Raw genomic sequence first — 14,782 nt, forward strand, 5'->3', positions numbered from 1 at the left:
CAAATATAGGACGAATATTTATACCCTACAAATATTTTTAGAAAAATTTTCAAAAAATTACAGATTTCCTGTAATCGCTTTAAAAATATCACTTCCAAAAATCAACAGCATCAGACCAAGAAGGAATATAACTCCCACCATCTGAGCATTTTCCAATACTTTCTGAGGAACAGGTTTTCCTACAATCATTTCATATAATGTAAATATAACATGCCCGCCATCAAGTCCCGGAATAGGAATCAGGTTAAGGAATGCCAACCAAACAGAGAACATTGCTGTAAAGCTCCAGAACATTGTCCAGTTAATAGAAACAGCCCCGCTTTTCGATTTTTCCACAGGCATATTCTTGATGATCGCAAGAGGTCCTCCTACCTTTTTGTATCCCTGTACTTTCTTGTTGAATACAAGTTTGAACTGTTTAATCTGGTAAGTTAAACTTTCAATACTTCTTGTAAATCCTCTGCCGATAGACTCAGCAAATGTAAAATGCTTTGTCGCTGCATATTTTTCCAGTTGCTTATAAGACGCAATACCTAAGGTTCCTTCCTTGGAAACTTCAAGGGTAAGCGGTTGTACGGCTCCGGATCTTAAAACATCTACATTCAGGGTTTTTCCTGCATTTTTAGTAACGATACCCTGGAATTCATCATAATAACTGATCTTCTGTCCGTTCACAGAAACTACCTGATCCCCAACTTTTAGTCCTGCAGCAGCTGTTTTAGGGTTCACGATCGTGTCTATTACCGGTGCATATCTTGGGGTAAGGAATGCCTTCGGATTCTCATCTCTGAATGCAAGCGCTTTTCCGTCATCATTGGTATTGAAGGTTACTTCTTTTCCGTTTCTTAAAACAGTGATCTTGTCACTCAGTAATATGTCCAATGAAAGCTTATCTAAACTGTTCTGAACCTTTCCGTCCACTTTTAAGATCTTATCACCATCTTCGAAGCCCATTGCCTTTGCCACCTTAGTATAGTGCATAGGAGCGTCTACCTTTGATGTATCAAAAGAAGTCTCACCGTTGAAATAAGAAAGACATCCATAGATGATCCATGCAAGGAAAAAGTTTACGGTAACCCCGCCCAGCATAATAATAAGTCTCTGCCATGCCGGTTTAGATCTGAACTCCCATGGCTCTGCCGGTTTTTTCATCTGCGCAGTATCCATACTTTCGTCTACCATTCCGGCAATTTTTACATATCCTCCGAAAGGAAGCCATCCGATTCCGTATTTGGTCTGTTCAGGATGTTTTCTCCAGTCATTATCAGGAAGTTTTGATATATCGATAGGCACTTCTTCCTTCTTTCCGTTTACCTCTATCACTTCAGAATCAGGCAGATTTTTTGATAAAAACTTATACTGCCACTTTCCGTTGATTTTCTTCATAGAGAATATGGAGAAGTAAGGATCAAAAAACAGGAAAAATTTCTCTGCTCTGGTCTTAAACCATATTGCCGGCAAAAAATGCCCAAGCTCATGAAGAAGCACTAGTATAGAGATACTCAGAATGAACTGAAAGAGTTTGATTGCTATTTCCATTAATAAATTTTAGATTTTAATTTGCAAAGGTAACAATTATCAAAACTATGCCAAATAAAAAAGCCCCCCGAAACGAGAAGCTTTGTCATATTTAAAGACGTTTTGATTATAAATTGAAAGAAACCCCAAGACTTCCGTTATTACCCACCTCTGCGAAAACCCCTATTTTCTCTGTGAAAAAGTAACGGGCTCCGATATGGGCTCCTATTCCGAAGTCTTTACCCAGGACTCCAAGGTCTACACCAGGGTAAATATCCCATTTTGAGGGAAGATTCAGTGCATCCTGCAAATGAAAATTAAGTCTTCCAAAAACAAAAACACGATTATCCTTATCATTGTCTTTATAATTGTCAAAATAACCGTTGATACCGGCTCCTACTGAGATAAGCTTGTTGATACCGTAATCATAGGTTCCCGTTATACCTGTTCCATAGCCCCAGGCACTCAGTCCCAGCTGTACTTTATGATCTCCTTTTCCGGTGTAAGCCTGAGCATTGGCCATTGTACCGAAAAAGAATATCATCACCATAAAAACCAATTTCTTCATAAATTTTTTAATTTTTAACGATTGTAATAAAAATTATCTGCATCAAAAATGAAACCGAAAGGAGACCACTTCTTAGACTTTAATAATTTTTAAGAAATTTAATCACTGAACGCTGTAAATCATTTGACAGGCTTTTTCTCCGGTAAATATAAAAGCCGTATTTTTATAATTGAATATTGAAATAACATTAAAAAGAAGAAAATGAAAATTGCTGGACTTAATTTAGATATCATCTGGAAAAATAAGACTGAAAATTTTAAAATCATAGAAAATGAATTTCAGAATGTGGAAGCAGATCTGTTTCTTCTTCCTGAAATGTTTTCAACAGGCTTTTGCATGGATGCCTCTGAAGTCTCAGACAGAAATGAAGAATCACTGGAGTTTTTGAAAAAACTTTCAAAAGAGAAAAATGCTGCTGTGTGCGGAAGTGCACCGGTGGAAGAAAACGGCAGCTTTTACAACAGAATGTACTTTGTACTACCGGATGCTGAAACCGTTTTTTATGACAAGAGACATCTGTTTTCGTTCTCGGGAGAAGATAAAGTGTATACACCGGGAAAAAAAAGAGTCATCGTTGAATATAAAGGCATGAGGTTTCTGCTTCAGGTTTGCTATGATCTCAGATTTCCGGTTTTTGCGAGAAATAACGACGATTATGATGCGGTGCTGTATGTGGCCAACTGGCCTGAAAAAAGAGTAGGGGCCTGGGAACATCTTTTGAAAGCAAGAGCAATCGAAAATCTTTCTTTTGTTTTTGGTTTAAACAGGATAGGAACGGATGATAACAGCCTGTTCTATCAGGAAAGCTCTCATTGCTTCTTCGCAGATGGAAAAGAAATTTCTGTAAAAGAGAACAACATTGTATCTGCAGAATTGAACAGGGATGAGCTAAAGGATTTCAGGAGCCATTTTCAGTTTTTGAATGACAGGGATCAGTTTTCTATTGAATTATAAAAAAACCAAGGCTGAGATCATTCTCAGCCTTGGTTTTTTTATTTAAATGTATTGCTGTAAAAGCTGCGTCAATGTATTGACATCGTGTACGCCGCTTTCCTTCCATAGCAGTTCTCCGTTTTTGAAAACAGCCAGAGTGGGTACCCCACGAACGCCGTATTGAGCGGCTAAGGCAGGATATTGATCCACGTCTACTTTTATGATTCTGGCTCCTTCGCCAATGTTTTCTTTCACTGTATTTAAAACCGACGACTGTACTTTACAGGGTTGGCACCAGGTTGCGAAAAAGTCAATAAGTACCGGCCTGTCGGAATTGATGATTTCCTGAAATTTTTGTGACATAGTTTTGGTTTTTGATGAGTTATTTTTTACCGGCTTCGTCCTGAATGGCTTTTACATTCTTCCAGGTTGTACCGTCATAGGCTTCTACACCATTCTTTTTCAGGATTTCCATAGCCTGGTCTGCCTGAATTCCTTTGTTGCAGAAAACAACAACCTTTTTGCCTTTAAGATTCTCTATATTATTCTGAAGCTCTGCCAAAGGAATGTTGGTTGCATTCTTTGCAGTTCCGGCTGCATACTGTTCCGGGATTCTGACATCTACCAGCATTACATCAGAGCTGTTTACAACTTCCCTGATATTGGCTTTCGGAACATCTGCTACATGAGCTGTTTTGCAGGCGCTTACTGTACATGTCAGAGCTAAAATAAGCCCGTAGAATGGAATTTTCATAGCTTATGATGTTTTCGACTGGCAGACAAAATCTGTTGTAGGAAATTTCTCTGTTTTTTTTATTCCGTTGAATCCCCCTTCAATTTCTGTAAAGTTTCTGATTCCGTGCGAATTAAGGATGCTTGCTGCAATCATACTTCTGTATCCGCCTGCACAATGAAGGAAGAAATGCTTGGAATCATCTATATGACGAACCCAGTCGTTGATGGCATCCAGAGGTTTGTTATAAGCATTGTCAATGTGCTCTGCAGAATATTCGGTAAGCTTTCTTACGTCAATTACTGTAGCATCTTCTGTAAATTGCTCTGCAAATTCAGCAGGAGAAATTCTTTTGATTTCGTCTGTTTCTTTCCCTGCATTTTTCCATGCTTCAAAGCTGCCCTGTAAATATCCTATCACGTTATCAAAACCTACACGGCTTAATCTGGTGATGACCTCCTCTTCGGTCCCCGGGTCTGTTACCAGTAACAAAGGATGTTTCACATCTACAATCATTGCCCCTACCCATGGCGCAAAATCTCCTTTCAGGCCAATATTGATAGAATTCGGAACAAAACCTTTATGGAAATCAGCAGCACCTCTGGTATCTAAGATCAGTGCTCCTGTTTCTTCTGCCAACGCTTCGAAATCTTCCGGAGCAACGGGCTGAAGTCCTTTATTCATTACCACGTCCAGACTTTCGTAGCCGCCTTTGTTCAGGGCTACGTTCATACCAAAATATTTAGGCGGAGCAGTCAGACCATCCAGAACTTCTTTAATAAAAGAGGCTTTATCCGGCTGATTAAGTGCGTAATTAGTCTTTTTTTGATTTCCCAGAATATCTACTGTTTCTTTCTGCATATTTTTTCCACAGGCAGAACCGGCGCCATGAGCAGGATACACCGTAATGCTGTCATCCAGCGGCATGATTTTGTTCTGAAGACTGTCATACAAAATACCTGCAAGGTCTTCCTGGGTAAGGTTGGTTGCTTTTTGTGCAAGGTCAGGTCTTCCCACGTCTCCTAAAAACAAAGTGTCTCCTGTAAAAATTGCAGTTTCAACACCGTTTTCATCAATTAAAAGATAAGTGGTACTTTCCATTGTATGCCCCGGAGTGTGCATTACCTTTATTTTGATCTTTCCAATCTCAAAAATCTGATCATCTTCCGCAATGATAGCCTCAAATTCAGGTGCTGCAGTGGGCCCGTATACAATTGGAGCTCCGGTTTTCTTACTTAGATCCAGGTGTCCGGAAACGAAATCTGCATGAAAGTGAGTTTCAAAAATATATTGTAAAGTGACATTGTCTTTTTCCAGACGATCCAGGTAAGGTTTTACTTCTCTCAACGGATCAATAATTGCCGCTTCATTCTCTGATACAATATAATAGGCGCCCTGAGCCAGACAGCCCGTATATATTTGTTCAATTTTCATTGGGGTCTTTTTTTTAATGAGTTAAAGATACAAAGTATTAGATAAATTCTAAATGAAATGTTAAATCCCATTGATAGTTTCTTTCAATACTATGTTAAACGTACGTTTAATGTTCTTTATTTTTTGAGCAAAAAGAATGCCTTACCTAATGCTGACGGGCAAATACTGTTTTTTATCATGTTGAGGCTATAGAAATAAATCTACTATTAAAGATATCAATACACGTGGTTTAAAATTTGCTTAGGCTCGTACCGATATATTTTTTTGATGGATTATTAGCTATTCATCAGAAAAAATATCTTTATATATTTTACAAAAACTTTTATATTTATAAGTTTAAAAAGTGATCAGATGGCAGACAAAGCACAATTTATTGAAGAATTAAATGCGAGATACACTCCAAAAGGAGAACATATTATATTAGGAAAAGGAATGCTGGATGGCGAAGTGGTTCCTGAGGTGAATGTAACGATTCCCCTGAAAACTATAAACCGTCACGGTCTTATTGCCGGAGCTACCGGAACAGGTAAAACCAAAACACTGCAGGTATTTGCAGAGCAGCTTTCCCATGCGGGAATTCCCTCGCTTGTTCTGGATATTAAAGGAGATTTCTCCGGAATTGCAGAACCCGGAAATATGAACGCAATCATTGAAGAACGATATGCAAAAACACAGCTTCCTTATACCCCACAAGGATTTCCGGTAGAATTGATGACGATTTCCGGAGGAAAAGGAGTGAAATTGAGGGCTACTGTTACGGAATTTGGGCCGGTTTTACTGAGTAAAATCCTGGAACTGAATGATACCCAGCAAAGCATAATGTCCATTGTCTTTAAATATTGTGATGATAAAGGACTTCCGCTGATCGATCTGAAAGATCTGAAAAAAGTTTTACAATATGTAACGGATAATGCTCAGGGAAAAGCAGAGCTTGCGGCCAACTACGGATCTATTGCTCCGGCTTCCTTAGGAGCAATTTTACGGTCTATTGTTGCTTTGGAACAGCAGGGAGCGGCAGATTTCTTCGGAGAGCTGAGCTTTGATGTACAGGATCTGCTCGAAACAAGAGACGGAAAAGGGGTGGTCAATATTTTAAGAGTGGCAGAAATTCAGAATAAGCCACAATTGTTTTCAACATTCATGCTGTCGCTTTTTGCCGAAATTTATATGACCTTCCCGGAAGAAGGAGACAGCGGGAAACCCAAACTTGTACTGTTTATTGACGAGGCCCACCTTATTTTTGATGAAGCTTCAAAAGCCCTTCTTTCACAGATCGAAACCATGGTAAAACTGATCCGTTCCAAAGGAGTCGGAATCTATTTTATCACACAGATTCCGGGAGATGTTCCTGAAAATGTATTATCACAGTTAGGATTGAAAATACAGCATGCCTTAAGAGGCTTTACAGCTAAAGATAAAAAAGAAATTTCCAAAGCAGTTGAAAACTATCCTACAACAGAATATTACAATGCTTCAAGTCTGATCCAGAGTCTCGGAATCGGAGAAGCATTTGTGACTGCCCTGGATGAAAAAGGGATTCCTACACCATTGGTACATACCTATCTGATTTCTCCGGAATCTAGAATGGATGTTCTGAATGAAGCGGAAATTACAGAACTTACAGCAAAATCTCCTATGGTAGCGAAATATGAGCAGGCTATTGACGGTGAATCTGCTTACGAAATGCTGACCAGCAGAATGGAACAGGCAGCCCAGAACCCTGCTCCCAATCAAAGGTCAAAACCGGTAAAAGAAGAGCCGGGAATGTTTGAGCAGGTTTTACAGAGCAAGGCGGGAAGAACTTTTACCAGTACATTAATGAGAGAAGGGGCAAAGGCTATTCTCGGAATGTTAGGTTTAGGAGGCCGAAGAAGATAATTTTGAGGCACAATCCGGGATGACCTGCTGTGTTTTGACATATTTTTTGTTATTTTAGCAGGTTATCTTCACTTAAGGAGAGCAGCACCGGATTATATTGGGGAATAAATGCCGGTTTGAAATAATAAATAAGAAAACAGCAGTTAACAGAAAATAAATGTATTCAATTATAGACATAGAAAGTAATGGTGCAGGTTATAGAAATGAATGCATTATAGATATTGCCATCTACAGATATGATGGTCAGAAAATTACAGACCAGTTTATATCGCTGGTGAATCCTGAAAGTGATATTACTCCTTTTGTACAGAAACTGACCAGCATTACCCCGAAAATGGTCAAAACAGCTCCGAAATTTCATGAAATTGCCAAAAGAGTCATTGAGATTACGGAGAATACTACCCTGGTAGGACACAATATTGATTTCGATTACAGAATGCTGCGCCAATCCTTCAGTAGGCTTGGTTATGAGTTTAAAATCAATACTTTAGATACAATTCCGTTAGCTAAAAAATTAATTCCTGATGAAGTAAGCTATTCTCTCGGGAAACTGGTGAAATCTTTGGGGATCCCTTTGACTAACCATCACAGGGCCGAAGGGGATGCCAGGGCTACACTGGAACTTTTCAAACTTCTGATCTCAAAGGATACCGAAAATGAGATTATTCAGAAGCAGCACGAAGAGTCTAATGCGAAAACCTACATCAATAAGATCAAAGAACTTACCCAGGATCTGCCCAATGAAAAAGGATTTGTCTATTTTCAGGATGAGGTGGGAAGAATTATGTTTTCTGATTATGTGCAGGATATCAATAAATTCTCAAAAAAAGTTTTCAATTCCAAATCAAAAAAATGGGAACAGATTCAAAAAGGGGTCGAGCAGATTAACTATGAACTTACGGGAACAGATATTATTGCCAAGCTGATCCTGAATTCTAAAAATATTAAAAAGAAAGAGATTTTACCATTCGGGCTTTACTTCAGGAACAATAAATATGTTGTTGAGAAAAATACACTCAATAAAACGGAGAAACCGGCCTTGAAATTCAGATCATTCACCCAGGGAACAAAAGCAGTTCAGTTTATAGGAGCACTGGAAGAATATAATGATTTTGCTGTCCTGAGACAAAAGATTGAATTCAGAAAAAGAAATGAGCTTTGGCTGGGGCCTGGAAGAAAACTGGGTGAAAAATTATTCCTGATCATTGAAAACGGAAAAGTGATATCCTTTGGTTTTTACGAATTGTTTACCCAGATTCAGACTTTGAGTAAGCTGGCTAAGCTCAAAATTGATCTTCCCCTATTCTCTGCTGATCTGAACAATGAATTGCAGCTGGCGTTACTTCGTGGTGATTTTGAGACCTTACCATTACCAAAATAACAGGAAGATTATCCCTCACCAATTGAGTACTGAAAAAGCGGCTTTTCAAATCAATTGTCTTACAATAAAAAAATAAATAGTATTTTTGCAAAAAATAAATAGAAGCAATGCAAAATTTTAAACAAAATAAAACTGGTAAAAAGGGAGCTGTAAAGTTCTCTAAGGTTTGGAATATTTAAAAGACTTGTCTTGCATAAAAAATAATTAATGTGGCAGGCTCTTTTTCTAAGAATCTGCCTTTTTTTATGTTAAAATGAAATTATGAATTCAAAAGAATTATTAAAGATTGCCAATGAGTTTGGCACCCCCGTGTATGTTTACGATGCTGAGTCCATCAAAGTTCAATATGAGAAACTTACATCTTCTTTCCTGAAACACACAAAGTTTTTCTATGCAGCGAAGGCGTTGACGAATATCAATATCCTGAAGTATGTCAAGAACCTGGGGGCTTCTTTAGATTGTGTATCTATCAATGAGGTGAAACTTGGATTAAAAGCAGGATTTCCGAAAGAAAAAATACTTTTTACTCCCAACTGTGTTGACCTGGCTGAAATAGAAGAAGCAATGACTTTCGGAGTTCATATTAACATTGATAACATTTCTATTCTTGAGCAGTTCGGGAATAAATTCGGAAACTCTTACCCGATATTTGTGAGAATCAATCCGCATATCTTTGCAGGTGGAAATTATAAAATCTCAACAGGGCATATCGACAGTAAATTCGGGATCTCCATTCATCAGCTTCGCCACATCGAAAGGGTGATGAAGAGTACCAATCTTAATGTTGAAGGCCTTCACATGCATACAGGAAGTGAAATCAAAGACCCGGAGGTATTCCTTCAGGCCTTGGATATCATGCTGGAACTGTCTGAGCATTTCCCTAACCTGAAATATCTGGATATGGGAAGCGGATTCAAAATTCCTTACCAGGACAGTGAAGAAGAAACAGACGTCAGAACTTTAGGTAAGAAAGTAGAAAAAGTATTGGGAGAATTCTCTAAAATGACAGGAAGAAAATTTGAATTATGGTTTGAGCCTGGAAAATTCCTTGTAGGGAAAAGCGGTTACCTGCTGGTGAAAGCTAATGTGATCAAGCAGACTACAGCCACTGTTTTTGTAGGCGTAAATTCAGGATTTAATCACCTGATCCGTCCTATGTTCTATGATTCTTACCATATGATTGAAAACCTGTCCAATCCAAAAGGAGCAGAAAGGATTTATACCGTGGTCGGAAATATCTGTGAGACCGATACATTTGCATGGGACAGAAAACTGAATGAAGTAAGAGAAGGTGATATCCTTGCCTTCCATAATGCAGGAGCCTACGGTTTCGAAATGAGTTCCAATTTCAATTCAAGACTGAAGCCTGCAGAAGTTTTATTTCTGGATGGAAAAGCTCACCTGATCCGAAAAAGAGATGAGTTTGAAGATCTATTGAGAAATCAGATCGAAATCGTGATGTAAATTTAAGAGATAATCATATGAACAGCCGCCTTTTCAGGTGGCTGTTTTGTTTTATATAATACTTTTAGTAGTAGGATTGTTTGTAACCAAACCTAATGTTTTCAAAACCTGTTAGGTTTGACAGATCATAAAATTACAGATTTTTTAACATAGAAACGCTAGGGAAGGTTCATTTTAAATAGTTAAATTTGATAGGAATACAGCTTGAAGCTGTAGTTATTTCAGAAATATAACCACCAAATCTATTATTATTATGGCCAAAAATATAGCGGAGCAGATTGTTGAAATGCTCGAAAATGCCAATGTGAAAAGAATTTATGCCGTTACAGGAGACAGTCTCAATCATCTGAATATTGCTGTGAAGAATAGCAGCATCCAATGGATTCATGTTCGGCATGAGGAGGTAGGGGCTTATGCAGCCGCCGCAGAAGCGGAACTGGACGGTCTGGCGGTATGTGCAGGAAGCTGTGGTCCTGGGCATGTTCACTTGATTAACGGAGTGTATGAAGCACACCGTTCCCATGTTCCTATGCTGGTCATTGCTTCTACCATTCCCAGTGACGAAATGGGAATGGATTACTTTCAGGAAACCAATACTATAAAACTGTTCGACGATTGCAGCTATTACAATCAGATGATCACAAGACCGGAGCAGGTACAGCGTACCGTTCAGACAGCTCTTCAGCACGCCATTTCAAAAAAAGGAGTTGCTGTGATCGGGCTTCCGGGAGATGTTTCTGAGCTGGAAGCTGAAGAGGGATCAACCTCTGCCCAGATTTTTAAAACCAATCCGGTGATACGGCCTTCGGATGGTGAACTGAAGAGCCTTGCAGAGCTTATCAATGGAAATAAAAAGGTAACGCTGTACTGTGGAATTGGTGCTTCAGCAGCAAGCGCAGAAGTGATAGCATTATCTAAACATTTAAAAGCTCCTGTGGGCTATTCATTCCGTGGAAAAATGGACATTCAGCCCAATAATCCGAATGAAGTGGGGCTTACGGGGCTGTTGGGTTTTCCTTCCGCCTATCATGCAATGCATGAAGCAGATGTGGTTGTTCTTCTCGGAACAGATTTTCCGTATCAGAAATTCATGCCGGTAAAAAATAAGATCGTACAAATTGATGAAAGCGCGGAAAGGCTGGGAAGAAGGGCGAAACTTGAAATGGGACTGGCAGGCGATGTCAGGGAAACCATCAAAGCACTCCTTCCTTTGCTCGAAGAGAAGACTGATGTTCACTTTCTTAATGAACAGCTGGCATTTTATGAAAAGGTAAAAGAAAATCAGCTGGAATATGTTAAAGATTCGGGTAAGGAAAATGCTATTCAGCCGGAATATGTCGCCCATACACTGGATCGTCTTGCTGAAAAAGATGCCATATTTACTGTAGATACCGGAATGTGCTGCGTCTGGGGAGCCCGGTTCATTACAGGAACCGGTAAAAGGAAAATGCTGGGGTCATTTAATCACGGATCTATGGCCAATGCGATGCCAATGGCCATCGGAGCAGCACTTTCACATCCGGAAAAGCAGGTGATTGCGATGTGCGGAGATGGAGGGTTGTCTATGCTTCTGGGAGATATGGCTACTATTTTTCAGTATAAATTACCTGTGAAGCTGATTGTTTTCAATAACAGGACCCTCGGGATGGTAAAGCTGGAAATGGAAGTGGGAGGAATGCCGGATAACGAAACAGATATGATCAATCCTGATTTTGCGATGGTAGCAAAGGCTATGGGATATCCGGGAAGAAACGTTCATTTACCCGAAGAAGTGGAAGATGCTATAAAAGAATGTCTGCAGCATAACGGGCCTTATCTTTTGAATATTTTTACGAATCCTAATGCATTGGCTCTGCCTCCTAAAATTGAGTTTGATCAGGTAATGGGAATGACAAAATCCATGGCACAGCTCATGCTTGGCGGAAAGATGGATGAGGTCTTTGAAACAGTAAAAAGTAACTATAAACATATTAAAGGTCTTTTATAAACAAGGGGTAAAGATCCAATAAGATTGTTTTTTTTAGATACCGGCTCGACTTCACACTTTTGTGTGAAGTTTTTCTTTTCGGGAAATCCCGTAAATATTTACCTTTGCTTAATATTGAACTTATAAATAGCATATATTATGAAAACGATATTTTTATTCCTGGCTCTTTGTATCGCAAATTTTTCATTTGCACAGGATCAGGAAGAAAGGAACGACACTTTTATTGCTGAAAACAATAAAAATATTTTAAAAATAGACATTAAAGAACCGTTTATGCAGGTTGCTGTTAAATGTAATGACTTTAAGCCGGCAGCATATGAAGGCGGCGTAGAAGCTTACAAAACTATACTGAACAAATATATGTATGCCTATCTGAATTCAGATTTTTATGCATTGGCAGGAGATTTTACATTCACGCTGTTCCTTGATGCCAAAGGAAAAGTGGTGGATGTGAAAGGAATGCCTAAAGTGGCCAATAGCGAAGTCTTCTTCGATGACATGCAGTATGTGGTAAGAAGAATCAAGAAAAACTGGACTCCTGCATCATGTGGTGGAAATCCCGTACCTTCGCAGATCAAAGTGAAAATGAACTTCTCTTCCGTATCAGTAGAGATGTAAAACTAAACTATAACCATGAAAAAACTTCTTTTAATTTTACCTTTATTGCTGTTAAGCGGTAAAGGATTTTCGCAGCAAGCTGCTGCTGAGTACCAATATCAGAATAGCTCCGATTTTCAGAAAGCAGAATTTCCGGGTGGAGAAGAGGCTTTCAGAAAAGAGTTCCTGAATATGGTCTATGCTTATGTAGATGTTGCTTTATATGCAATTCAGGGCGAAGTCACTTTTATATTTAATATCAATTCAAAAGGAAAAATTGATAAGTTGGATGTACTTCCTAAGTTCAGAAACAATGAAATGTTTGTAGATGATATGAAGTATGCCCTTAAAAAGGTAAAAGGAAAATGGAGTCCTGCTACCAAAAGCGGTGTTCCGGTTGATTCCAAAGCTATTATGAAAATCAGGTTTAGTAATAATACCTATGATCATGATTAAAAAAATACTGCAGTTGATCGATTTAATTTAACTAAAAATAGTTTTTTACAATTCAATATTAATTCTTCAAAAAGACAGTGTTGAGTTTATCATTTTGTTAAAATAATCTCCTGCCATTCTGTCACAATATTTTGTATCTTTGCAGACTCATTTGTTCGTAATTTCAAATTACGAACCCTAAATTGATTATCGTGCAGGAAAAATATATAGACGAAACAAAACAGGGCGAAGCTTTTGCCATTGCAGAAAGACCTGAGAATTCTAAAAAACTGTTTTTAGAAAGCTATGGCTGTCAGATGAATTTCTCTGACTCTGAGATTGTTGCATCCATTCTTAACGAACAGGGATATAATACAACAATGAAGGCCGAAGAAGCCGATCTTATCCTGTTAAATACCTGCTCCATTCGTGAGAAAGCTGAGCAGACCGTAAGAATGCGTCTTTCCCAGTTTAAAAACCTTAAAAAAGAAAAACCGAATATGACGGTGGGGGTTCTTGGATGTATGGCGGAAAGATTGAAAACAAAATTCCTGGAAGAAGAGCAATTGGTAGACCTTGTAGTGGGGCCTGATGCTTACAGAGACCTGCCGAACCTTCTGAAAGAAACGGATGATGGAAGAGATGCGATCAATGTAATCCTTTCCAAAGAAGAGACTTATGCCGATATTAACCCGGTTCGTTTAGGAGGAAACGGAGTAACAGCCTTTGTAACCATTACAAGAGGTTGTGATAACATGTGTACTTTCTGTGTTGTTCCGTTTACCAGAGGAAGAGAGAGAAGCCGTGATCCGCATTCAATTATTGACGAATGTAAAGATCTTGCCAATAACGGATATAAAGAAATTACCCTTTTGGGACAGAACGTTGACTCTTACCTGTGGTATGGAGGTGGTCCCAAAAAAGATTTTGCAAAAGCTTCTGAAATGCAGAAAGCCACTGCAGTGAATTTCGCACAGTTGCTTGATCTGGTAGCCAAAGCGGTTCCTGAAATGAGAATCAGATTCTCAACATCCAATCCTCAGGATATGAGTCTGGAGGTCTTCAGAATGATGGCAAAACATGATAATATCTGTAAATATGTACACTTACCTGTACAGAGCGGAAGCAATAATATGCTTGCAGCCATGAACAGACAGCATACCCGTGAAGAATATCTTGACCTGATCAAAAAGGCGAAGGAAATTGTTCCGGAAGTTGCGTTCTCTCAGGATATGATCGTTGGATTCTGTAATGAAACCGAAGAAGACCACCAGGATACACTGAGCCTGATGAGAGAAGTGGAATATGACTACGGTTATATGTTTGCGTATTCAGAAAGACCGGGAACTCCGGCTCACAAAAAAATGGAGGACAATATTCCTGCTGATGTGAAGCAGAGACGTCTTGCTGAAGTAATTGCCCTGCAGGGCGAGCTTTCCAGGATGAGAATGAAATCTTATGTGGGAAGAGTACACCAGATTCTGATTGAAGGAACATCTAAAAAGAACGAAAACCAGTGGAAAGGAAGAAATTCCCAGAATGCCGTATGTGTCTTCGATAAACTGGAAGGACAGAAAATAGGTGACATTGTGGACGTTTTTGTTTATGACAACACTCAGGGCACACTTTTAGGAAGAATAGCTGAATAACTGTAAGCTTTGTGATACAGGAGAAAATTATCTTCCGAAAGTAAAATAAACGGTTATTACCGTTAGATTTTTAGTAAATTGTGAAGGAAAACAGGGCACTTCAGACTTCAGCAGATGAATGCCGGTCTGAAAGAAGCCGTTTTGGATAAAAAACAGGGAGATAAGCTTTTGCGTTTTACAAAATCGCCGGATGTCTGAATCCCCA

13 protein-coding genes are annotated in these 14,782 nt (G+C 38.9%); 8 read left to right on the forward strand and 5 right to left on the reverse strand.

All coding sequences use genetic code 11. From position 1 onward, the window contains the following. Positions 1-57: 57 nt before the first annotated feature. Together rseP and BBI00_RS21160 are read right to left on the reverse strand one after the other, a co-directional pair. On the reverse strand, positions 58-1,539 hold the full coding sequence (gene rseP, locus BBI00_RS21155) for an RIP metalloprotease RseP (RefSeq protein WP_065400823.1): 1,482 nt from the start codon (positions 1,537-1,539) through the stop codon (positions 58-60). Between the two features lie 106 nt (positions 1,540-1,645). Next, on the reverse strand, positions 1,646-2,086 hold the full coding sequence (locus BBI00_RS21160) for a DUF6646 family protein (protein WP_065400824.1): 441 nt from the start codon (positions 2,084-2,086) through the stop codon (positions 1,646-1,648). Between the two features lie 201 nt (positions 2,087-2,287). Between BBI00_RS21160 and BBI00_RS21165 the strand changes: the two genes are divergently transcribed. Further along, the gene (locus BBI00_RS21165; RefSeq protein WP_065400825.1) at positions 2,288-3,040 is read left to right on the forward strand and encodes a nitrilase-related carbon-nitrogen hydrolase; all 753 of its coding nucleotides are present in this window, start codon (positions 2,288-2,290) and stop codon (positions 3,038-3,040) included. A gap of 42 nt (positions 3,041-3,082) precedes the next feature. Here the strand turns inward: BBI00_RS21165 and BBI00_RS21170 are convergent, their stop codons facing one another. Genes BBI00_RS21170 through BBI00_RS21180 form a run of 3 tightly spaced genes read right to left on the reverse strand, consistent with a single transcriptional unit; the run spans position 3,083 to position 5,186 of the window. Beyond that, positions 3,083-3,382 carry a thioredoxin family protein gene (locus BBI00_RS21170; RefSeq protein ID WP_065400826.1) on the reverse strand — a complete coding sequence of 100 codons (300 nt, stop codon included), beginning with the start codon at positions 3,380-3,382 and terminating at the stop codon, positions 3,083-3,085. A gap of 19 nt (positions 3,383-3,401) precedes the next feature. Further along, positions 3,402-3,773, reverse strand: a complete 372-nt coding sequence (locus BBI00_RS21175; RefSeq protein ID WP_065400827.1) for a rhodanese-like domain-containing protein — start codon at positions 3,771-3,773, stop codon at positions 3,402-3,404. Positions 3,774-3,776: 3 nt separating this feature from the next. After that, entirely contained in the window at positions 3,777-5,186 is a 1,410-nt protein-coding gene (locus tag BBI00_RS21180) for an MBL fold metallo-hydrolase (RefSeq protein ID WP_065400828.1), read from the reverse strand. 351 nt (positions 5,187-5,537) lie between these two features. Here BBI00_RS21180 and BBI00_RS21185 point away from each other — a divergent pair, with 351 nt between their 5' ends. The 7 genes from BBI00_RS21185 to miaB all read left to right on the forward strand — a co-directional run bounded on the left by BBI00_RS21185 (position 5,538) and on the right by miaB (position 14,577). Then, positions 5,538-7,064, forward strand: a complete 1,527-nt coding sequence (locus BBI00_RS21185; RefSeq protein ID WP_065400829.1) for a helicase HerA-like domain-containing protein — start codon at positions 5,538-5,540, stop codon at positions 7,062-7,064. Positions 7,065-7,221: 157 nt separating this feature from the next. After that, entirely contained in the window at positions 7,222-8,445 is a 1,224-nt protein-coding gene (locus tag BBI00_RS21190; protein ID WP_065400830.1) for a 3'-5' exonuclease, read from the forward strand. 261 nt (positions 8,446-8,706) lie between these two features. Then, positions 8,707-9,909 carry a diaminopimelate decarboxylase gene (gene lysA, locus BBI00_RS21195; RefSeq protein ID WP_185116330.1) on the forward strand — a complete coding sequence of 401 codons (1,203 nt, stop codon included), beginning with the start codon at positions 8,707-8,709 and terminating at the stop codon, positions 9,907-9,909. A 253-nt stretch (positions 9,910-10,162) separates the two neighbouring features. Beyond that, positions 10,163-11,896, forward strand: a complete 1,734-nt coding sequence (locus BBI00_RS21200; RefSeq protein ID WP_065400832.1) for a thiamine pyrophosphate-dependent enzyme — start codon at positions 10,163-10,165, stop codon at positions 11,894-11,896. Between the two features lie 138 nt (positions 11,897-12,034). Beyond that, on the forward strand, positions 12,035-12,514 hold the full coding sequence (locus BBI00_RS21205; RefSeq protein ID WP_065400833.1) for a hypothetical protein: 480 nt from the start codon (positions 12,035-12,037) through the stop codon (positions 12,512-12,514). A gap of 15 nt (positions 12,515-12,529) precedes the next feature. Further along, the gene (locus BBI00_RS21210; RefSeq protein ID WP_065400834.1) at positions 12,530-12,949 is read left to right on the forward strand and encodes an energy transducer TonB; all 420 of its coding nucleotides are present in this window, start codon (positions 12,530-12,532) and stop codon (positions 12,947-12,949) included. 191 nt (positions 12,950-13,140) lie between these two features. Beyond that, the gene (gene miaB, locus BBI00_RS21215; protein ID WP_065401011.1) at positions 13,141-14,577 is read left to right on the forward strand and encodes a tRNA (N6-isopentenyl adenosine(37)-C2)-methylthiotransferase MiaB; all 1,437 of its coding nucleotides are present in this window, start codon (positions 13,141-13,143) and stop codon (positions 14,575-14,577) included. Positions 14,578-14,782 lie beyond the last annotated feature (205 nt).

The sequence above is a fragment of the Chryseobacterium arthrosphaerae genome (genome assembly GCF_001684965.1).
GTDB classification, from domain to species: Bacteria; Bacteroidota; Bacteroidia; order Flavobacteriales; family Weeksellaceae; genus Chryseobacterium; species Chryseobacterium arthrosphaerae.